The sequence below is a fragment of the Chryseobacterium sp. R2A-55 genome (assembly GCF_021401085.1).
In the GTDB taxonomy this organism is placed as follows: domain Bacteria; phylum Bacteroidota; class Bacteroidia; order Flavobacteriales; family Weeksellaceae; genus Kaistella.
This window is the reverse complement of the sequence record NZ_JACBFP010000004.1, coordinates 66,372-88,564: the sequence shown is the minus strand read 5'-3', so window position 1 is coordinate 88,564 and position 22,193 is coordinate 66,372. Positions and strand designations below refer to the sequence as shown.

Genomic DNA, 22,193 nt, shown 5'->3' with positions numbered 1-22,193 from the left:
TCAAATTATTTCACAATCTTCATTTCTTTGATCAGCCATTTCGCATCGGCGTACTTGTCAATGATGAACAAAATGTATTTAGTATCCACCATGATGTTTCGGCACAGTTTCGGATCGTAGTTGATGTCGCTCATGGTTCCTTCCCACTGTCTGTCGAAGTTCAGTCCGATTAAATTTCCGTTGGCATCCAGAGCGGGACTTCCTGAATTTCCTCCTGTAGTATGGTTAGAAGCTGTGAAATTCACTGGAACATCTCCTGTTTTATCTTTGTAGATTCCGAAATCTTTCTTGTTGTAAAGGTCGATCAATTTCTCCGGAACATCGAATTCATAATCTTTTGGGACATATTTCTCCATGATTCCCGCAATATGGGTTTGATATCCATATTGCACCGCGTCTCTTGGGTTGGAACCAGCCACTTTTCCATAGGTCACCCGCAAAGTGGAATTGGCATCCGGAAAGAATTTACGGTCTTTGTCGGTTTCCATCAGCAATGCCATGTATTCCTTTTGAAAACGGTCGATATGGCCTTGATAGGTATTGTAATATTCTTCTGAATTTTCCATATATGCTTGCTTCATTGAGGTGAACAGCTTCATCAGTGGATCATTCTTCAAGTCCTGAACCAAATTTTTCTGATCTGAAAAAACTTTGTCAATATTCTTCATGGCAGTGGTTCCGTTGAAAGTTCCCCTTCCGGTAATCACAGAGTTCTTAGACCATTCCTCAATTTGTTTCAGGTTCTGGTTTTCATCTTTATACTTCTCAAAATCTTTAGGTAAAAATTTCTGCGGAGTCTTGTTTGCATACAGCGCCAAGACTTTTGCGGTAACTTTAGCATCCAGTTCGCCATCGAAGTTTTGATAAATTCCGGTCAGTCTTTTTTTGAAATTTTCAGTAGTTGCCGCATCCATTCTTCCAGACTGTACCGCCTCTGTAAAGTTACTGTATAAGTTAGCTAAAGTGAGTGTTTCCGCATTTCTAACCACTTCGGAATAATAAGCCCGATTTAAAGCGTATGGTCCTTGTCCTACATAAAGACGGCGAAGCTCGATCAGTGTAGCACTCAGTTTTGGATTCTTTTCCATCAAGCTCTTTTCATAAGCTTCCTTTTTCTCCACCGCGTTCGATTTTTTTAATCCCTCTACTTCGCCGATCCATTTTTTCCAATAATTGGCAACGGAAGCGTATTTGGAAGCGTACTTGATTTTGGTTTCCTTGTCTGCGCGCATCTTTTCATCTAAAGTCTTCAAAGCTACTTCGCGTACAGAAATCATGGCAGGATCAATTTCGTTCATCACTTTTTCAATGGCGATTGCCGGGAGATATTCAGTAGTTCTTCCCGGAAATCCGAATACAAAAGTGAAATCGTTTTCCTGCTTGTCTTTAATGGAAACCGGCAGGAAATATTTTGGTTTGTAAGGAACGTTGTCTTTGGAATATTCGGCAGGTTTATTGTTTTTGTCGGCATAGATCCTGAACATCGAGAAATCACCGGTATGTCTCGGCCAAACCCAGTTATCGGTATCTGATCCAAACTTACCGATAGAACTTGGTGGTGCTCCTACCAATCGGATATCTTTGTAGGTTTCAATAATATAGGCGTAATATTTATTGCCGTAATAAACTGGCTTGATTACTACTTTCTGCCATGGTTCGAGTTTGAAGCCGGCTTTCACTGTTTCCAAATTCTTGGTAATAATATCGTCGGCCGCTTTTCCTTCGAGTCCTTCAGTTCCTGCCAAAACCTGCTTCGTCACTTCTTTGATATCTGCAATAAAATCAACGGTAACACCCGGATTTGGGAGTTCACCATTCATATCTTTCGCCCAAAACCCATCGGCAAGATAATCATTCTCCACAGTGGAGTGTTTCTGAATTTGCCCATAACCACAGTGATGGTTGGTCAATAGCAACCCTTGCGGCGAAATAATCTCAGCTGTACAACCTCCGTTGAATTGGACCACTGCATCTTTGATGCTCGGTTTTGAAGGATCGAAAATCTGTTTTGCGGAAATCTTCATTCCCATTTCCTTCATCTCTTTCTCGTTCACTTCCGTAGGAATCCACATTCCGCCGTATTGTTGCGCAAACGCCATCACCGCTGGAACAATCACTGCCGAAAGTAAAAAACTTCTCTTTATCATGAATTACAATTTAAAAATATGGGCTAAAAATAGTCAATTTAATGGAAATGCCGAAATCTACTGGAACAAGTGGGCATGGAAAAGTGATCGCACTGAATTCCGGTTCAGAATTTCCAGCCAGCGATTTTCCAACCATTCCGCTTTATGATCTTGCTTCATACATTATTCGTGGCCGAAATGCTTGACCCGCTATATCTTTGGCGCATTCATTTACTTTTTCTAAAGCTGTTCGTATCAGTAAGTCCCTGATCTGATGAATTCATCACCACATTCATTTCCTTAATGCCTCCCGAATCCAGTTAACTGGAATTGAATTTAAATTAATGTCGTTCGGCGGTAGTTTCCACCACCTCGATATCGACCAGGTGAAGCTCAATATGGCGATCGTGCGCTTTGGATTTGAATTCTGAAATAATTTCCAACACATCAAAGTCGATAAAATGGATATCGCTTCCATCGATGGTGAGCACCGAATATTGCGGAACCTCTTCCAGACTGATCTTGATTTTGACTTTGTTCAAGAACGTCACATTTCCGTGAAGTTTTAGGGTATAATAATCGATTCCGTTCAGGTGACTGTGCGTAATTTCGTAATCTTCTTTAAAGTGATTTTTAATGATGTAATAGAACGAAAACAGAATTCCTACTGTAACTCCAAAGAGCAGATCGGTTGCCAAAACCACTCCAATCGTCACAGCAAAAGGTACAAACTGGTTCAGTCCAAGTCTGAAAATGTTCCGAATAATTCTGGGCTTCGTGAGCGAATAACCGGTCATGATCAGGATCACGGCAAGCGAAGCAAAAGGAATTAAGTTAATCACAAAAGGAATCAGCAAGACGGAAAGCAGCAACAAAATTCCATGGGTAAAAGAAGAAACTTTGGTTCTTCCGCCCGCATCGTTGTTGGCTGCACCGCGCACCACTACTGCAGTAAGCGGAATGGCGCCAAGTAATCCGCAGAAGATATTCCCGGTTCCCTGTGCTACAAGTTCCCGGTTGACCGGCGTCACCCGGTTGTGTTTGTCTAATTTGTCCATGGCCTCGATGCAGAGCAGGGTTTCGAGGGTTGCCAGAATTCCGATGATCAGTCCGTCTTTCCATATCCTTTGGCTGGAAAGCAGCTTGGTGAAATCCGGGAATTGGATATGTGCGAAAATATTATCTGGAATTTTCACCAACTGGGTCGAATTAAGTGCAAAACTGGAGCCCGAAAGTGCCAACACATAATTCATGGCAATTCCGATCAGCACGATGAAGAGCGGAATCGGAATCAGTCGGAATTTCTTGAATTTATCCTGTTTAAGGAATATGTAAACCGCAAGTGAAACCGTTGAAATCAAAACAGCTCCTTTGGTAAGCTGGCTATTGAATTCCTTCAAATGATCGGTAATGTGAGAAGAGGTGAAAAGTTCCAGGAAACCGGTGGACCAGAAATTAGGAGCGTTGTAGCCCAATGCGACTGGAATTTGTTTGGAAATCAGAATGATACCAATTGCAGCCAACATCCCTTTGATGACCGAACTGGGAAAATAACTCGCGATCACACCGAGCTTTAAAACACCAAGCAGAACCTGGAAAACTCCGGCAATTACCACGGTCAAAAGGAAAATCCGGTAATCTCCCAAACTGATGATGGATGCTGCAACCAAAGTCGTCAATCCTGCAGCCGGTCCGGAAACCGAAAGTTGGGAACCACTAATCACTGTGACCACAATTCCTCCGATGATTCCTGAAATCAAACCTGCGTAAATCGGCGCTCCCGACGCCAATGCAATTCCAAGACAAAGCGGAAGTGCCACCAGGAAAACGGTTAATCCGGCAGCAAAATCGTGTTTCACGAACATCAGCCGGTAATATTTAAAAGACCGGCGAATCTCTGATTCCATTGATGAAAATTTAATACAAAGATACCGCTTTCGCAGAAACGTGGTCGCTGCTGAAATATGAGAAATATTTCGTTTTCAGTTTTCCACACCGCCACTCTTTTTCGATGTTGAAATCTTAAGACCAGTAGAATTCCCGGTATCTCCCTTCCAGATTGACATTGATTTTGAAACCAAACTGCAAGGAATGGGAACCTAGCCAACCTTCCATGGTCTCTTCTGAAAATCAGGGTAATCAGAAACTGGGCAAATCTTTATTCATCACCTGGAATAACTGCAAAGATGAGTTTTGAAATGATGATCAATTCGCCCAAAGTCTGATTTCATTTTTTTTTTCAAAGAATGTGAACTGGGAATCACTTCCTATTTCTTTATAAATGAAAACACGTTCTTTACAAACTCATCGCTATTTTCATAATAAAGCATATGTCCACCGTCAATTTTCACCACCTGCTGTGATGGAAATCTAAAGAGTTTATAATGATCTGGACCTACGGCGTGATCTTTTGTTCCGGTAATGACCAAAACAGGAACTTTTATTTCAGGAGTAAGTTTAGTAAAATCCCCATAATATTCATCGATGGACCATACCGTATTCCGGAATCCGTTTTCTGCCGGTCTTTTCTCGTCTATTTTGTTCAGCGCATCCATATTTTGCTGACTGTCTGTCAGAAGTTTGTACAGCAACCCTTTTTCATTCAGCGCGTTCATTGCCTCGCCCAATGCCGGCATAAATTGTCCGTCTTTAACTTCAATATGGGTTCCAGCGAGTTCATTGGCATAAGCCAACTGGCTCATGATCGAATCATTAAGGTAAAGCGTACTGCTGACCAGAATGAGACCTTTCAGATGATCGCCATATTTTGCCGCGTAACTCGCTGCAATAATTCCCCCAAAAGAGTGGGACATGAGATATATTTTCTTTGCGCCCAGCTTTTTCCGTATGTCTTCAATATCTTCCACCATTCTTCCGATGGAATAATCATTGGTTGCTGATGCGGCTGAACGGCCACTTCCACGTTGGTCGTAGTAAACCATTTTAAGTTGGCTTTCCAAATTTTTGCCTTTTAGGTTTTCGAAAGAATCGCTCCACATGCCGGGACCGCCATGAACATAAATACACAGCTCGCCGCGGCCGGAAACTTTGGTAAAAAGCTTGGTACCGTCAGAAGTCTGCGTGAAAAACGGAGCTGCAGGCTTAGATTTTTGTGAATTCATTTGAGCGAAGAATAGATTCGCTACCAAGATGAACACGAAAGAAAGTTGATTTAATTTCATTTACATTGAATTTTAGTGCGGCATAAAACCGCTGTTATTATTAACTAATTTGAGTAAACTACCCTATTATGGCCAAACTTGATGAGGAATTTTATCCTTAAGAAAATGAAAATGATCGTCACCGGTAAGGATTAGGATTTTCTTATTTCTATTGCTATCGATCAATTTTTGTAATTTTTTCTGCAGTTCCAAATTTCGGCGTTCATAAAAATCCACTACGCGTTGGTGCACGCTTCCGCGGAGACTTTCCGCTAGACAGCTATAAAATTTTTCGGTGAGTTCGCCATCGTTACTTTTCAGGATTTCGGAGAGGCTTTTGGTTTTCAGAATGGGAAGACGCTCCTCATTGAAATGGCTGCATTTTGATTTTCGATCCAAATAGACAGGATCTTCATTGAGTGCTTTTTCATATTTCTTAATGGCGGAAATTTCTTTCCAGTAATTTTCGGGAATGGCTTTGCCCTCAATATCACTTCCCAACCAGTCAAAAGCTTCAATTCTGGTGGTGGGAAACCATTGTTTCATCATCCACATTTCATACGGATAATTCTTTTTCAGATAGAGCGAATCCCGCGATATATCTTCGGACCTAATTTCCACTGCGATCACCTCGGGTTTCAGTTCAGCCACTATTTCTCTCAGCTGGTCATATCCGTATTGTGGATTTACTTGATGCAATTTGTGAATGGTAGGAAGCAGATAGACTTTTGGGTTATTAGTTTTGCAACTATGCAGAAGCGCAATTGCACTAAATAGTATGATAATTTTATTCATCGTGAATCCGGAACCAACTGAAGTTTTCAAGAAACAATTTTTTGATAGCTCACAATTGGTAGTATCCGCATATTTTTTGTTACAGCGTTGGCCAAAAAAATACTTTACATTGCAATGCATGCCATTAACTGGTTTTGATTTTCTTCTGCGCTGTTTCCCGAATTTTTGGCAATCAAAAAAAACACTAACTTTGGCTGTAAGAGCTGATCATCAATTGGTTAATCCACCTGAAGAAAAAAAAAACCAAAACACCATGAAAACCATCGAGCAAGTTTTAGAAAAATTAGACGAAATTATTATCTGGGCAAAAGAAAATAAGAATCCCGCAGGATATTTCGCCTGTACTTACAGAGCCACCACAGCACAGGTTTTAAAAGAAATTCAGCAGAAAAAATTTGAAGACAATGCCAGAATGACCCTCATGGATATTGCCTTTGCAAAAAGATATCTGGATGCGTGGGATGATTATCGGAAAGGTAAAAAAATCACAAACTCTTGGTTTATCGCTTTTGAAGCTGCCAAAAACAATAACCTCCTCATTCTTCAGCATATTTTTTTGGGGATGAATGCACATATTAATTTAGATCTGGGGATTTCCGCAGCCTCCATTATGCCAAACCGAAAAATAAATCCCCTAAAAAATGACTTTGACCACATCAATTCTGTAATTGCATCTGTTAACCAAAATGTTCAAGACTCGCTTAATAAAATTTGCTATCCGGTGGCATTAATTGATCAGATATCGAACGGAAAAGACAATACAGTTTTAGATTTTGCCATCTCAAAAGCCCGGAAAACCTCCTGGACAACGGCCGTGATTTCTTCAAACACCCCCAATTTCCTGAAAGAATCCGTGATAAGTATTGTAGATTACGCCGCGGCGAAAGTGGCTGCACAAATTTTAAACCCAAAAATGCTTTCTCCTGCTTTGGCAAAACAATTGAAAAACTGTGAGAGCAATAATGTGGTGAAAAATATAGAAATTTTAGAGAAAATTAGAAATACCTGAAACAGTTTCTCCGTTTTTAACCGAGGTGACTTAATTGCACCGATAATCTAAAATTGATTTCAGAAGAACCAATGATTTTTACAAGCAACATCTGATTTTATAAGGATAAATTTAAGTTTTTTAATGGAATTCAGGTCAACGCGAATTCCCTCTACTCGCAGATTTCACTCCAGTCGTAGCATATGCTCTCTTCTGCTTTTCCAAACAAAAAAGCATAGTAATCATAACCAATCACTTAGTCAATCGATCAGCCTTTTCTGTACCAGTGAAAAAGTACCGAACCAAAAAACGGCATCAGCAAAACCATAAATAACCCGAGAAGTTTCCCCGAACTGCTGTAAGGACTTTTTATGATTTCTATGCTGCTAAAGATGATGAAAGCAAGGAAGAGGATTAAGAATACCTCATAATAAACCATGATACCCATTGTGATTTTGTCTTCCCGAAAAGGGTTTTAAGAAAGCAGTAGGACCGGGAAGCTGTTTTTTATCCGGCTGTTTTGGTGAGGCGGTTTTTGAAGAATCCGCCAGCTTTTATTGAGCAGCAAATATTTTGCCTTTGTCGTAATTTTTAGAAAAAACTTTAAAAAACTCAAGATTTATCCTATGTTTCTAATCCGCTATTGTACAGAATTGGTTTCCATGTTCAATATCCCAAATCTATTGGAAATTTATTGAGTCTATCCCATATTTTGCATAATATTCCGCCCAAATTCCCTTTATTTTAAATATATTTGACAAACAAAAAATTGCTAACCTTTCCATCTAGTAACCTAAAATTCTGCCGCCATGGAAAATGTTCGTCCACATTCGCTGTTCACTGAGCAAGACATTTACCTTTTCCGCGAAGGAAAGCATTACAAACTTTACGAAAGATTCGGAGCACACACCATGGAAATGGAGGGTTTGTATGGTGCCTATTTCGCAGTTTGGGCACCTCATGCCAAAGAGGTTTCGGTGATCGGAAATTTCAATCATTGGCATTCGGAGTCGCACAAACTCTTCCCTAGATGGGATGATTCCGGAATTTGGGAAGGATTTATTCCTGGTCTAAGTTGGGGAACGGTTTACAAATACGCCATCAGAACCAATAAAGGTGAGCTTCTGGAAAAAGGCGACCCTTTCGCATTGAGCTGGGAACAGAATATCCAGGCAGGTTCGTTGGTTTCCACGACCTGGTTTGAATGGAGCGACCAATCCTGGATGGCGGATCGATGGAAAAAGAATTCACTGAAAGCACCGATGTCGGTTTACGAAATGCATCTCGGTTCGTGGATGCGTGGAACAGACGACCCGGACAGGTTTTTCAGCTATCGTGAAATTGCGGAGCGACTGATACCCTATCTCAAGGAAATGAGTTTCACCCATGTGGAGTTCATGCCGGTGATGGAATATCCCTATGACCCGAGTTGGGGTTACCAGGTGACCGGATTTTTTGCCGCAACTTCCCGTTTCGGCTCACCACAGGATTTGATGTTTTTGATTGATGAACTTCACAAAAACGGGATTGGCGTCATTCTAGACTGGGTTCCATCCCATTTTCCGGGAGATGCAAACGGACTGCATTTGTTCGATGGTACTTTTCTCTATGAACACGAAGACCCAAAGAAAGGTTTTCATCCAGATTGGAAATCCCATATCTTTAATTATGGAAGACCGGAAGTGAAATCATTTTTGATTTCCAACGCAATGTTTTGGTTAGACAGATACCATGCAGACGGACTTCGGGTAGATGCGGTGACCTCTATGCTTCACCTTGATTATTCCAGAAACGAAGGCGAATGGGAACCTAATATTTTCGGCGGAAATGTGAATCTGGAAGCGAAGGATTTCCTTCAGGAATTCAATAAAGCGGTTTATAAGGAGTTTCCAGATATCATGACCATTGCGGAAGAAAGTTCGGATTTTCCCATGCTCACCAAACCTGTGCACGATGGCGGAATCGGTTTCGGAATGAAATGGATGATGGGTTGGATGCACGATACGTTGAAATATTTCAAAGTAGATCCTATCAACCGGAAATACCATCACAACAAGCTGACTTTCGGCTCGATGTATGTGTACAACGAAAACTACATGATGCCTTTGTCCCATGATGAAGTGGTCCACGGAAAATCAAGCCTTATTTACAAAATGCCGGGAGACGAATGGCAGAAATTTGCAAATCTTCGTGCGCTTTACACCTATATGTTCACGCATCCAGGTGCGAAATTGCTGTTTATGGGCAATGAATTTGCCCAAACAAACGAGTGGAATTTCAGCAGAAGTCTGGATTGGCATTTGCTGCAATATCCGGTTCATAAAGGAATGCAGGATTTCGTGAAGGACCTGAATCATCTTTACACTTCGGAAACTGCGCTTTATGAAAACAACTTCAGTCCGGAGGGAATGGAATGGGTGGAAGCGAATGATGGAAATAATTCCATCTACATTTACCTGCGCAAAGGAAAGCACGAAGACGATGTGTTGATGGTGGTCTTGAATCTGACACCAAGCGTTTTTGAATATAAAATCGGAGTAAATGAAGGGACCAATTGGGAAGTCATCCTCAATTCCGATGACGAAAAATATGCCGGAAGCGGAGTGAAAGCCGAAATAGTAGATGAAGAAGATGATGAGTGGATGTACAGACCAAACGCGATTATCCTGAGACTTCCGCCGCTCGCCGGAGTGATCTTAAGACAAAAGAAAATGGACAAAAAAAGGGTTTCCAAAGCCAAAACCATTTCTAAGGAAACAACTGCAGAGAAAAATATTGATACTGATCAAGAAGCGGGCACTTCAAAAAAAGTGGCTGCCAAAAAAATTGCTGTTAAAAGTACGAAGCAAATTAATAGAGCATTGGCAGAAGCCAAAGAAGACATTCCGCCATTGACGATGGAAAAATGGAAGATAGAATTTGGAGCAAGGAAGTCTTTGACCTCATAAAATAAAAGGACTCCGAAATAAATAACTCCAAAATAAAAATATCCCGTACAAGTTGAAACCTGTACAAAATCTTGAACTCGCCGAATTCGGTCTTCCCTGTCTGCCGGCTAGCAGGCGTCGCACAAAATAGATAAAACTATGAAAATTTTCAACCTCTCTATGGAATGTTATCCGGTTGCCAAAGTGGGCGGACTTGCCGATGTAGTGGGAGCTTTACCGAAATATCTCAACCAAATTGAAGGGGTGGAAGCAAGTGTCATCATGCCGTGGTACAATAAGCCGTTCGTGCATGACCACGAATTTCAGGTGGTTTTCAATGGTTGGATTCACCAGAGTTTCCATATGTTTGAAGTCACGGTGATGAAGGAAAGGGCAAAAATCTTGGGGTTTGATTTGTATCTGGTGAAAATTGCCGGACTCTTGGATCGGGATAATCCGTATGGATATTGGGATGAAAGCCAACAATTTCTCGCATTTCAACACGGAGTGCTTCACTGGCTCACTGCGATGAAGATTCGTCCGGATGTGCTCCATTGCCACGATTACCACACTGGATTGGTACCGTTCATGGTCGAAAACTGTCCGGAGTTTGGCTTCCTGAAAGGCGTGAAAACCATTGGAACGATTCACAATGGTGAATATCAGGGACAGATGCGGTGGGAAATGGCGGAGTATTTTCCCTGGTTCCGTGGGGACAAAGCAGGTCTGCTGGATTGGGATGGCCAGATAAATCCACTTGCGGCAATGTTGAAATGCTGCCACGCTTTCAATGCGGTTTCGGAAGGCTATCTGGATGAACTTTTCCATAGTTTGAGGGGGTTGGAAATACTGGTTCAACAGGAACATGCTAAAGCATACGGAATCATCAACGGAATCGATACCGAAGTTTGGAACCCAAAAACTGACGCATTTTTAGACTTTAATTACACCCGTCAAAACGCCGATGAAGGAAAATGGCGTAACAAAAAAGAATTATGTGGTCAATATGGATTAAATCCCGACCTGCCTTTGGTGAGCTTCATCGGAAGATTTGCCGTTGAAAAAGGAGCCGATCTGCTTCCGGATATTGTGTGGAAAAGCATTCAACAAACCTATGGCGGTTTAAACATTATGGTTTTGGGGTCTGGCGACAAACAGGTTGAACACGAACTGAAGGAACTGAAATATAGTTATTCCAATTTCGCGCTGGACTTAGGTTACAAGGAGTTTCTTTCTCACAAAATCTATGCCGCTTCAGATTTTCTCCTAATGCCATCGCGGGTGGAACCATGCGGACTGAATCAAATGTATGCGATGCGTTATGGAACCGTGCCGATTGTTCGGTTCACGGGTGGATTGAGAGATACGGTGGAAGATATCTCTACTGGCGGGAGCGGAATCAATTTCGGTGCCGCCACTGCCGAAGATGCGGTTCATGCGATTCATCGGGCAATGCATATTTTCCATGACAAAAATTTGATGGATTCATTGGTCCATTCGAATATGGATTATGATTTCTCTTGGGAAAAATCAGCGGAGAAATATTTGGAACTATACAGAAAATAGGGTTTCTGTAAACAGATAATGTGCGAATTTTTCCACCTTTTTTTAAGAATAAAGTACATCTGGATGAATTTGAAAAGGCGCAAACACCATTGCCATAAAGACGTTACCCCAAAAACATTTAAGGCTTTTATTTAAGGACTTTCGGAGTCTCACTGGTATTCCCATTTTGGCTAAGATCGAACAAAATCCTTGACTTATGGTATTATTATTGTAATTTTTAGCCAAAGAATAAACTATGCACGCGATTTTCAAAACGAAAGATCTCATTTTTTTACTGATTTGCCTTTTTATTTTATTTGCTTTCATTCAATGCGAAAAAGGGCAACCTCCCGTGTCAGATTTACGCGTTCAGAATAATGCCGATTCGCTAGCGAAAGCCAAAACCGACTCGATCCGGCTGGACTCTCTCAATAAGTCGAAGGTAACTTTCACACCCTTCATTTTTCCCGCAAAAAATAAAGATGCCGCGATGGCAAAGTTCAACAAGGAATTCCCTGAAGAAGAGCGCTACATAATTTTAGCCATAAATCGCCTGGATTCCAAAAACAAATGGAGAGCAGATACACTTGCCGTTCCCGATAAAATGGACAAATCCTTAATGGCTTATTCGCCGTTCCCTTTCAAGGTGGAGAAATTGAAAGAGGTAAAAAAAATCGTAATATTTTCTTATCCCATTCAGGCCTACTCAATTTACGAAAACGGAAAACTCCTCAAATGGGGTCCAACCAGCATGGGCAAAAAATCGGCACAAACCTATCGCGGACTCATGTTTGCCAACTGGAAGAAAGAACTTGCCATCTCCACCGTTGACAGCGATTGGAAACTGCCTTACAATGTGAATGTTCACAATACGCTTGGAATCGGATGGCACCAATATGATTTGCCGGGATTTCCTGCGTCTCACTCCTGTTTAAGGTTACTGATGGATGATGCAAAATATCTCTACAATTGGGTGGACACCTGGATCCTGAACAAAGGCGGAGGAACTGTGAAAGCCAATGGAACACCGGTCATCGTCTATGGAGATTACGATTGGGGAGGGAAGAAGCCCTGGAAAAAACTGATTGAAGATGCCCATTCCAATGATATTTCCGCCGGAGAACTTGACAAAATCATTGAGTCCTATCTCAGTAAGATTCTTGAAGCCCAAAAGGAAAGAGAACTGGCTTTAGGCGAAGGAATAAACATTCAGAATTAAAGCTGATCTGCAGCGCCGGCAATACTCAAAATGGACTCCTCTGCAAAATGGCGCAATTTGTTCATCTCTGCTCTGGCTTTGATTTGACCAATTATGGATAGCAGATAAGTCGCCAGAACACCGAATAACATCAGGAATGACAGCGAAAGCGCCCAAGGAAAGTCAGCACTCTTGATTTGCTTTTCCACAAACCAAATAGTCATGAAGACCATCCACAAAATGCCGAACACAAAATAAAGGAACATAAAGAAAGTCCACACCGCTGAACTCGGTCCGAAAACACCGCGAACAATCATTCTCCGTTCCAACAAATCGGTTTCCGTTCTCAATGCGAGATTAGGTTTCCAATACTCATTATGAGTAGTCTTTACTGTGAATATAGCGACTTCCCGATTGATATTCCCTGAAAACTCGTGCGAATGTTCGGCCAAAAATTTCTTCAGACCATCGGTATATTCTTCGCGGCTGAGCTGGGTGGAGATTTGAAACCTTGGTCTGGAGCGGATTTGGTCTAAAACAGTCTGTTCAATTTTCATGGGATAGGTTCTTTGAAGATATAAATTTACCTCAAAAACTGCAAGCATTCAAATATTCTCATTATCAAATTTACACCTTAAATAAATACCCATACTAAATAAACTAATTTTTATATTAAATTTTTGTACTTAAAGTATCATTTTTCAATTTTTTTTGTAAATTTGGAAAACCATCAAAACAATATTAATATGAAAAAATTCTATCTCAAGGCAGGAGTCGCAACTGCGCTCCTTCTTTCTGCGATGGTTTATTCGCAGCAAAACCGGATCACGGAAGCTCAAATCAAGCCCATTCAGGAAAAACTTCGGACGCTTGGAGCAAAGAATCCAGCAGCAGCTATTCCACTTGACCAGCTGTCAAAGGAGGAGTATGCATTGCTCGCGAATTACCGGATTCAGCAGCAGGAAGAAAAAACTAATCCTTATGGAATTACGGAACAGGAGTTAAAAAACAGGATTCCGAAAAGTAAGGTTCAGCACATTCTAGACAGGATTAGCGCATTACCGCCTTCAGTACTGCCCTTTCCGGATGACAAGTTTACTTATGACGAGTTGCGACTGCTTAGAATCTACGAACTTCAGAATGTGAAGAAAGACGGAAGTTCGGAATTGCTTTTTAACAAAGCATTTGTAAAGAATGCCAGAACGACTAACCAGTTCGGTACTTTGCCGCTTGTTCCACCGTTTTCGATCACCAATGTTTCTACCATTACCAATACTATTTACTGTGACGATATTGCCGGTGATGGAAAACTTTATGGCATAGATAACACAGCGAGGACTTTGGTAAGAATTACCCCTACAGGAAGTGTAGTGACGATTGGAAACTTGGGAGCAGCTGTTCCTACTGCCGATACCACTACCGGATTATCGTGGAATGCCGCCACTGGCAAGATGTATTTGATGGCCGGAAATTCTTTGTACACCGTTAATCTAATGACTGGAGCCGCAACCGCAGCGGCCACCATAACTGGACTTGCAACCGGTGCGCTCCCAATTTGGCTGGAAATAGACAATACAGGGAACGCTTTTATAGCCGACATCGCAGATGACAACTTATACAAAGTTAATTTAACAACTGGTGCCGCAACCTTGGTAGGACCGCTGGGAGTCAACCTTAATTTCGCGCAGGAAGCGGATTTCAACAGAGACACCAATGAACTGTATATGGCAGCATATGTAGGAGCAGGAGTCGGTGGAATTTACAAAGTAAACACTACCACCGGAGCTGCAACATTGGTTGGAGATACCACTTCACTAAATGCCGAATTTACCATGTACTCTATCGCAGATGCTGTGGAACCTCCTCCATTGGACAAAGCTTTTGTATTAAAAGTTTATCCTTCACCGGCAGTATTTGGAACCATGCCGCTTACTCCACCATATACTTTGACCACTATTGCACCTGTTGGTAAGAAAATTTATGCAGACGATTTGGCAGGTGATGGTAATTTATACGGATTAGATAATGATACAAAAATGTTGGTGAAAATGTATGCCGATGGTACCGTCAAAAATGTTGGATCGCTGGTAAATATGCCAACCGCTGATACTGCGAGCGGCTTATCGTGGAACCGTGCCAACAACACTATGTATGCGACTAGCACAAGCGGTACCGCAGGAAAACTTTACACAGTGAACCTCACTACCGGTGCCGCAACACTTGTAGGATCTATGACCAATATGCAAACTCCAATCTGGTTGGAAATTGACAATAATGGTTTGGCTTATAGTGCCGACATCACCACTGACAAACTGTATTCCGTTGATTTGGGCACCGGTGCAGCGACAGAAATCGGTCCTTTAGGAATTGATATCATGTATGCGCAGGATGCTGATTTCAATACAGACAACAACAAACTGTATATGGCAGGATGTCTTAATTCAGCTTCCGATGACAGCGGCATTTATGAAGTGAACCTCACCACGGGCGCTGCGACGTTGATTGGACCAACTACTCCAAATGAACTTACGATGTTCACCATCACCAATAGCCTTCCACTTCCGCCTCCTACACCACCTGTTACCTGTGGAGATAATTTCACAGATTCAGGAGGACCAACTGGCAATTACGGCAACAGTGAAGATATAACCACAGTCATTCAGCCGCAAAACGCTGGTGAAAAAGTGAAAATCACCTTTACCCAAGTTGAAATCGAAAGCTCCACTGGATCAGGAACGACAGGTGGTTGCTGGGACTATCTAAGCATCTATGACGGACCATCCGTTGCATCTCCAGTATTGGCTGCAGTGAAATGCGGAAGAACTGGATTCCCTCCTTCTGTTCCTTCGAGCTTACTTTCAGTGGGTGATTCATTTACCGCAACTGACGCCTCCGGCAAACTGACAGTTAGATTCCGCTCAGACAGCAGTTTAAATTATGCAGGATGGCAAGCAACTGTTAGCTGCGCAGTGATGGCAGTGGATGAAAACATGGTAGGTAATTTCAGTTTCTATCCAAATCCAACGACTGGAATTTTGAACATTGCTTCTAAAGGAAAAGTGGAATCTCTGGAAGTGATCAATATTGTGGGACAAAAAGTGATGGCGATCACTCCTAAAGATATGAATTCACAAATCGACATGTCCAGATTAGCTCCAGGCGTTTATTTGGTGAAAGCCACTGTAAACGGCAAAGTATTTACCAACAAGGTCATCAAAAAATAGCAGGATGGTCTAATAATAAAAGAGAACAGCTTCGTTTGAAGCTGTTCTTTTTTTGTCTTACTTACTACTGGATTGAATGCAAACCAATTCACATCTTGCTTTCAGATTCGGGCTTAAAATGCTCATAGCGAAAGTTGAAAATGATTTTTTTTCAATGAAGTCTTTCCAGCATACCTCCAAAATAAAGGATCAATTCGTATCATCTTATATTTCAGCTAGGGTGCATGAATTTAAGTCTTAATATTTATTCGCAGGATTTCGCACATTGCTCAAAATATCGGGGAAATATAAATCTGCCAAATGTTCAAACTCATCACCCCGCATAAACATACTCGCATCCACTTCCTCATAAGAACTTCGTCCGGCAGCTGCGATTAATTCGTTGCAGGTATGCAGCGTATTTTTGTGGAAATGGTAAACCCTTTCACTCTTATCAGTGATATCAAGTCCTTTTATGAGCATTTTGTCTTGGGTTGCAACTCCTGTTGGGCAAGTATTTGTGTTACATCTCAACGCCTGAATACAGCCCAGTGCAAACATAAATCCTCTCGCATTGTTACACATATCCGCCCCCATTGCCAATGCGCGAAGAATATCCAGCGAGGTCAAAACTTTACCACTCGCCACTACCCTCATTTTATCCCTCAAATTAAAATTGGTCAAAGTCCTGTTAACAAAGATCAATGCCGGCTCAAGCGGCATTCCCACTCCGTCTGAAAATTCCGGCGGTGCTGCACCCGTTCCACCTTCTGCTCCGTCAATGGTGATGAAATCCGGATAAATTTTCAGCACGTTCATTTGAACGCAGATATCTTCAAATTCTTTGGTGTCACCAATGCACATTTTGAATCCGATTGGCTTCCCTCCTGACAGTTCACGAAGCTGCTGCACGAAATGAAGCAAACCTGCCGCATCTGAAAAAGCTGAATGTGACGGCGGCGAAATAATGGTAACCCCTGGTTGCACGTGGCGGATCGCTGCAATTTCCGGGGTGTTTTTGGAACCAGGCAACACTCCACCGTGGCCAGGTTTAGCACCTTGCGAAAGTTTGATTTCGATCATTTTTACAGCGGGAACAGCTTCCACTTTTTGTTTGAAGATTTCTGGGGAGAATTTCCCTTCTTCATCTCGACAACCGAAATATCCGGTTCCAATCTGCCAACACAAATCCCCACCTTCCTGATGGTAAGGCGAAATCCCTCCTTCACCCGTATTGTGGTAGAATTTACCCTTTTTTGCTCCTCTGTTCAATGCGATTTGCGCACGGTCGCTTAACGAACCAAAACTCATCGCCGAAATATTGAAAATGGATGCGCTATATTTCTGAGTACACTGTTCTCCTCCCACAACGATTCTGGGCAATTCCTCATTGGGCGATTTTGCATAGATGGAATGTTTGATCCCCTCGTAAGTACGGTTATTGATATCGAGTTGCGTTCCAAAAGGCACTGTATCGCTCAAATTTTTAGCACGGCGATATGCGGCGGAACGCTGACTTCTTGGAAAAGGCTTGCCATCGGTTTCTCTTTCAATAAAATATTGCTGCATTTCCGGTGAAATGCTTTCAAAAAAATATCTAAAATAACCCAAAACCGGGAAATTCCTGAGAATAGCGTGTTTGCTTTGAAAGGTATTATATAAACCTACCAGGTAAATGCAGGTTAGCAGAATCGGGATCCAATAATGAGCCTTGATTAGCAGTGATGTGGCCCAAACCAAAACCAAAATCACAATTCCCCATCGAATGAATTTGTCTCTCATTTCATTTAAAAATTTAACAAGGCTGTAAAAATAACAATAAAAATCCATTGAAAAAAAAGGAATAGTCCAAAGAATCCCCACTACTAAAAAGATGATTTTCAAAAATTTAATCCATTTTTTGGTGTTCTTCATAAAAAATACATTCTTTGTATCTAATAATTCAACTTTCATGAAAGAAAGTGAATTTTATTTGGGAAAACCTTTTTAATTGTTTGGCTTAATATTTGAGAAATAATTTTCACCTATTCAAAAATTAACTTAAAATCTTCAAAATGAGACGAAATACTATTTTAGTTGCCACCATGGCAGTTGCAACCCTCGGAACTACCACCCAATCATGTTTGGCACTAGCCACTTCAAGCGTAGGTTTAAGCATCCTAAAGCAAATTCTGCTTGGTGGAATTACAAAAGGACTTGATATTTTCAGCAACAAAGACAGTTTCCTCGCCAATCAACTGATCGAGGCAGCTCTGCCGCAGCAACTCAAAAGCATCAATAACACGCTAACCAATCTTGGATTGAACAACCTGGTTCAAAAAGAAAAGGAATATATAGCACAGGCAGCAGCTTTTACCGTTGAAACTTCACGACCAATCTTGGTGAATGCCGTGAATTCATTGACCGCCGAAGACGCAGCAAGAATCGTTCAGGGTGGAAGCGGTGCTGCCACACAACTCCTGAAAGAAAGAACTTCGCAACAGCTGATGGCGGCGATCGCACCAAAAGTAGATGCAAAACTGAACGAGTTCGGAATCATCAAAACTTTGAATACTGCACTGGCGGGAAACAACATTCTGACCACAATTCTGGGCGGTCAAAACACATCTGTCACCAGCGGAATCAGCAACTTCGCATCGGAGCAGATGGTAAATGGGCTTTTCAACATTATTCAACATCACGAACAGCAAAATTCCACACAGATTTTGAACGCATTAGGAGGGATGAAATAAAACCAACGCAGGATTCCGCAAAAGAAAAAATAAAATTTAATATCTTTGAAATTCCGGCAGGTTCCGGAATTTTTTATCATTAAAAACAACGACAATGAATATAATAGAAGGCAGCAGCACGAGTAATCCGGAGGAATTTTATGCATCTTTAAAGGAAAAGCTGGAAGCAACCCATGATTTTCCTGAAGATTATCTTTTTAAGTTTATTGTGGCAAATGATCCAGCAAAACTTACCGAAATCTACCGCGTTTTTGATCAGATCAAGTTTACGCTGAACTCTAGGGAAAGCAAGAATGGAAAATACACCTCACTGAGCATCAATGCGTTTGTGTTGGATGCTGATCAGGTCATCAAAATCTACAAAAAAGTCGGAAAGATAGAGGAAGTCATGATGCTCTAAAACCAAGTCATCAAACATCTGATTACTGACGGAAAAGATTTGATTGGTGCTTAATTGATGAGAAACTGAACAGGCGTTCATGGCACTTCATTTTGAGTTTCATTCTTTCAAAAACTCCAGCACTTTTTCGAATGGTCTTCCGATGATGGCGATTTCATCTTTAATTAAAATTGGACGCTGCATCAGTTCCGGGTTATCGATCAGGATTTTGACCCACTCGTCTTCCGAAAGATTTTGATCCGCGAATTTCTCCTGAAAAAGCACCTCGTTTTTTCTAATGATGGCGTCAACCGGAAGATTCAGTTTTTGCAGCACCGACTTTAAGTAGGCTTCCGGAATCGGATAATTGATGAAGTCAACCAGTTCGTAGGGGATTTTTTCCTCTTCCAGATAATCAAGAACACATCTGGATTTCGAACAGGAATGATGATGTAAAAGCGTGATCATATTGCTATTTATCTTTTAGAAAAGTCCGTGCAGTTCGGTCTCGATTCTTTCTAAAATATACCCAAAATCTTCAGGTCTTTCCACGAAATCCAAATCATCAACCTCGATGACCAAAAGTTTTCCTTCCTGATAGTTGGAAATCCACTTTTCATATTTTTGGTTGAGCTTAGACAGATATTCAATTGAAATCGTGGCTTCGTAATCGCGGCCTCTCTTATAGATTTTATTGACCAGATTGGGAACATCCGATTTCAGATAAATCAACAGATCTGGTGCAGAAACGAAGCTTTTCATCAGGTTGAAAACCGAGGCATAATTATTGAAATCCCGATCCGTCATCAATTCCATATCGTTCAGGTTTTCCGCAAAAATGTGGGCATCTTCGTAAATTGTGCGGTCCTGAATGATGTTCTTTCCGCTTTCGCGAATTTCTTTCACCTGCCGGAAGCGGCTTCCCAGGAAATAAATCTGCAGTGCAAAACTCCATTTTGCCATGTCTGCGTAAAAATCCTCCAAATAAGGATTGTGATCCACGTCTTCAAATTGGGCATCCCAACCGTAATGTTTGGAAAGCATAGTGGTTAAAGTGGTTTTTCCGGCGCCGATATTTCCGGTGATCGCGATGTGCATGGGTAAAAATTAAAAATTAGGTGATTGAAATATTAAGAAAATCAGCGGAATAGATGAATTTCCCATCGCCAATTTCTCATTACTCGTTAAGTGGGTAAAGATAAAGTTTGTTGCCTTTGATTGCAAAATAAGACGACGAGTTTTTATCCACAATCTTAGATTTTTCAGCCATGAAAATCGTTTTCAATGAGTTACCTTCAACACGCTTGATGCTGTTTTTGCCCATAATCAGCACTCTGTTATTTTCTCTCCTCAGCATTTTTCCATCAGATAGGGGAATTTCCAAAAGTTTAACCGCCTTGAAATCATACACCGAAAAAAGGTCTTTGGTGAGCAGATAAAGTTTGTTTTCAAAAACCAAAATATCAACCAAATCCATGTCATCAATTGCGATTGGAAATGCGTTGATGATCTGTTTCGTCCTGAAATTATATTGGATCAGCCGTTTGGTGCTTTCATCCAGAAGCCAAACCTGCTGCAGATCTTCCACATAAACTTCCTTAATCATTCCAAATTTTTCTCGCAGATCAATGGACTGGATCAGATTCAGGTTCTGGTCGAAAAACCTCAGTTCCTGGGCGTTTTCAGAGAACGAGGGAATATTCAGCGGATTCTGAACCGACTGGATTTTGAAAGGCAAAGTCAGCATCAGCTTTCCGAGTTGCTTTCCCAAAGAATCATACTTGGATAAAGAGAAATCCTTGTTCCTGTAGAGATAGATATTTCCATAATCATCAGCGAACAGGTCGCTTGCATCTTTTAGGCGCAGCGAATCAAACGGCAGGTTTCTCTGCGCCGAAATTGAGCAGAAAAGGAATATTGCCAAGATTTTCAGAAAAGCTTTCAACTTAGATTTCGGTGCTTCGCATCTTCATTTTAGGTGATGGATTGTTATTACCAACATTTCGCAGGTTCGCCGCTTTGGACAAGTTTCGATAGGTCCCTACTGAATCGAAACCTCATAAATCTTCGGCCACAATTTTCCGGTCACCAACATATGCTCGCCTTTGAATGCGATTCCATTCAGCACGTCATTTGTCGGATCTTTAGTGTTCAGTTTCGCAAGATCTGTAAAGTCGAATTTCCCGACCACTTCCCCATTTTGCGGATTAATTTTCAGGATGATCGGCTTTTGCCAAACATTCGCATAGATGAACCCTTTGTGGTACTCCAATTCATTGAGTTGGTCATAAGCCTCGGTATTTCCGGCCACCGAAATATACCGCACCATTTTCGAGGGATCTGAAACCTCCAGGAAATAGATATTTTTGGTACCATCGGAAGCGATCAGATTTTTGCCGTCATAGGTCAAACCCCATCCTTCTCCCATCACGTTTGGATAAGGAAATTCGGCCAACAATTTCAACGAATTTTTGTCGTAGATAAAGCCTTTCTTGTTTTGCCAGGTCAGCTGATAGATTTTGTCGCCAACGATTGTGGAACCCTCAGAAAAAACATCTTCCGGCTGTGAAGTTGAAGCGATTGGAGTGGTTTCTCCCAATGTATATTTCAGGATTCTGGATTCGCCGTGTTGTCCGTCGGATTCATAAACAGTGTTTCCTTCGAGTTGGAATCCCTGCACAAAATTTTTCGGGTCGTGTGGATATTCCTTTACGATTTTATAAGTCAGCTTTGCTTCAGGATTTTTTGCGAAAACATAGATGGTTGCATCTTGGGTCAGGATCTCGCCGTTTTTCTTTTTAATGTTAAAAGTTACCGCATTGTCGCCCAAGGTGAAAAATTCTGGATCCACGATTAAAGTGGAGGTTTCCTTGTCGCCGAAACTGATTGCGATACTTTCAGCATTTTCTGTTACTTCTTTAGGCAAGTTCAAAACATCACCAAAATGGTAACCTTTTGATTCCATTTCGGTATTGTACTCATTTAAAGTATTGAGAATGTCTTTGTCCTTGTTGCAGGAAATTACCACTGAAAAGGCAAAAATGGCGAGCAGCACTCTGATTTTCATTAATAAAAATTTTTCCAAAAATAGCGATTTTTTTTCCATTACTTGCCTTATCCTTTTTTTTAATCCTCCAAA

The 22,193-nt window shown here is 41.4% G+C and carries 18 protein-coding genes; 8 read left to right on the top strand and 10 right to left on the bottom strand.

The genetic code is table 11. From position 1 onward, the window contains the following. Positions 1-5: 5 nt before the first annotated feature. Positions 6-2,147 (bottom strand): S46 family peptidase, encoded by a 2,142-nt coding sequence (locus L0951_RS06670; RefSeq protein WP_234110451.1) that lies wholly within the window; start codon positions 2,145-2,147, stop codon positions 6-8. A gap of 47 nt (positions 2,148-2,194) precedes the next feature. Between L0951_RS06670 and L0951_RS06665 the strand changes: the two genes are divergently transcribed. Then, positions 2,195-2,332: a hypothetical protein gene (locus L0951_RS06665; protein ID WP_234110450.1), complete on the top strand. Its 138-nt coding sequence runs from the start codon at positions 2,195-2,197 to the stop codon at positions 2,330-2,332. A 135-nt stretch (positions 2,333-2,467) separates the two neighbouring features. On the opposite strand, the gene L0951_RS06660 is transcribed toward L0951_RS06665, so the two are convergent. The 3 genes from L0951_RS06660 to L0951_RS06650 all read right to left on the bottom strand — a co-directional run bounded on the left by L0951_RS06660 (position 2,468) and on the right by L0951_RS06650 (position 6,112). After that, entirely contained in the window at positions 2,468-4,033 is a 1,566-nt protein-coding gene (locus L0951_RS06660; protein WP_234110449.1) for a SulP family inorganic anion transporter, read from the bottom strand. 360 nt (positions 4,034-4,393) lie between these two features. Beyond that, entirely contained in the window at positions 4,394-5,308 is a 915-nt protein-coding gene (locus L0951_RS06655) for an alpha/beta fold hydrolase (RefSeq protein ID WP_234110448.1), read from the bottom strand. 66 nt (positions 5,309-5,374) lie between these two features. Beyond that, positions 5,375-6,112: a hypothetical protein gene (locus L0951_RS06650; protein ID WP_234110447.1), complete on the bottom strand. Its 738-nt coding sequence runs from the start codon at positions 6,110-6,112 to the stop codon at positions 5,375-5,377. Between the two features lie 160 nt (positions 6,113-6,272). On the opposite strand from L0951_RS06650, the gene L0951_RS06645 reads away from it, so the two are divergent. From L0951_RS06645 to L0951_RS06630, 4 genes are all read left to right on the top strand, one after another. Next, positions 6,273-7,091 carry a DUF5995 family protein gene (locus tag L0951_RS06645; protein ID WP_234110446.1) on the top strand — a complete coding sequence of 273 codons (819 nt, stop codon included), beginning with the start codon at positions 6,273-6,275 and terminating at the stop codon, positions 7,089-7,091. 788 nt (positions 7,092-7,879) lie between these two features. Continuing rightward, the gene (glgB, locus tag L0951_RS06640; protein WP_234110445.1) at positions 7,880-10,018 is read left to right on the top strand and encodes a 1,4-alpha-glucan branching protein GlgB; all 2,139 of its coding nucleotides are present in this window, start codon (positions 7,880-7,882) and stop codon (positions 10,016-10,018) included. Positions 10,019-10,156: 138 nt separating this feature from the next. After that, positions 10,157-11,563: a glycogen synthase gene (locus tag L0951_RS06635; protein WP_234110444.1), complete on the top strand. Its 1,407-nt coding sequence runs from the start codon at positions 10,157-10,159 to the stop codon at positions 11,561-11,563. Between the two features lie 331 nt (positions 11,564-11,894). Further along, complete coding sequence (locus L0951_RS06630; protein ID WP_234110443.1) at positions 11,895-12,761, top strand: L,D-transpeptidase; 867 nt, start codon at positions 11,895-11,897, stop codon at positions 12,759-12,761. On the opposite strand, the gene L0951_RS06625 is transcribed toward L0951_RS06630, so the two are convergent. After that, positions 12,758-13,297 carry a hypothetical protein gene (locus tag L0951_RS06625; protein WP_234110442.1) on the bottom strand — a complete coding sequence of 180 codons (540 nt, stop codon included), beginning with the start codon at positions 13,295-13,297 and terminating at the stop codon, positions 12,758-12,760. The two genes, L0951_RS06630 and L0951_RS06625, sit on opposite strands and share 4 nt — an antisense overlap. Before the next feature lie 189 nt (positions 13,298-13,486). On the opposite strand from L0951_RS06625, the gene L0951_RS06620 reads away from it, so the two are divergent. Then, positions 13,487-15,964: a DUF4394 domain-containing protein gene (locus L0951_RS06620; RefSeq protein WP_234110441.1), complete on the top strand. Its 2,478-nt coding sequence runs from the start codon at positions 13,487-13,489 to the stop codon at positions 15,962-15,964. Positions 15,965-16,201: 237 nt separating this feature from the next. Here the strand turns inward: L0951_RS06620 and L0951_RS06615 are convergent, their stop codons facing one another. Then, positions 16,202-17,725: an FMN-binding glutamate synthase family protein gene (locus L0951_RS06615; protein WP_234110440.1), complete on the bottom strand. Its 1,524-nt coding sequence runs from the start codon at positions 17,723-17,725 to the stop codon at positions 16,202-16,204. Positions 17,726-17,997: 272 nt separating this feature from the next. Here L0951_RS06615 and L0951_RS06610 point away from each other — a divergent pair, with 272 nt between their 5' ends. Further along, positions 17,998-18,675, top strand: coding sequence for a DUF4197 family protein (locus tag L0951_RS06610; protein WP_234110439.1), 678 nt, complete (start codon positions 17,998-18,000; stop codon positions 18,673-18,675). Positions 18,676-18,769: 94 nt separating this feature from the next. Then, positions 18,770-19,075 (top strand): DUF493 domain-containing protein, encoded by a 306-nt coding sequence (locus L0951_RS06605; RefSeq protein WP_234110438.1) that lies wholly within the window; start codon positions 18,770-18,772, stop codon positions 19,073-19,075. 99 nt (positions 19,076-19,174) lie between these two features. On the opposite strand, the gene L0951_RS06600 is transcribed toward L0951_RS06605, so the two are convergent. From L0951_RS06600 to L0951_RS06585, 4 genes are all read right to left on the bottom strand, one after another. Further along, positions 19,175-19,522, bottom strand: a complete 348-nt coding sequence (locus L0951_RS06600; RefSeq protein WP_234110437.1) for an ArsC/Spx/MgsR family protein — start codon at positions 19,520-19,522, stop codon at positions 19,175-19,177. A gap of 15 nt (positions 19,523-19,537) precedes the next feature. Beyond that, positions 19,538-20,152 (bottom strand): deoxynucleoside kinase, encoded by a 615-nt coding sequence (locus L0951_RS06595; RefSeq protein WP_234110436.1) that lies wholly within the window; start codon positions 20,150-20,152, stop codon positions 19,538-19,540. 79 nt (positions 20,153-20,231) lie between these two features. Further along, the gene (locus L0951_RS06590) at positions 20,232-20,978 is read right to left on the bottom strand and encodes a hypothetical protein (RefSeq protein ID WP_234110435.1); all 747 of its coding nucleotides are present in this window, start codon (positions 20,976-20,978) and stop codon (positions 20,232-20,234) included. A gap of 117 nt (positions 20,979-21,095) precedes the next feature. Next, the gene (locus L0951_RS06585; protein ID WP_234110434.1) at positions 21,096-22,121 is read right to left on the bottom strand and encodes a glutaminyl-peptide cyclotransferase; all 1,026 of its coding nucleotides are present in this window, start codon (positions 22,119-22,121) and stop codon (positions 21,096-21,098) included. Positions 22,122-22,193 lie beyond the last annotated feature (72 nt).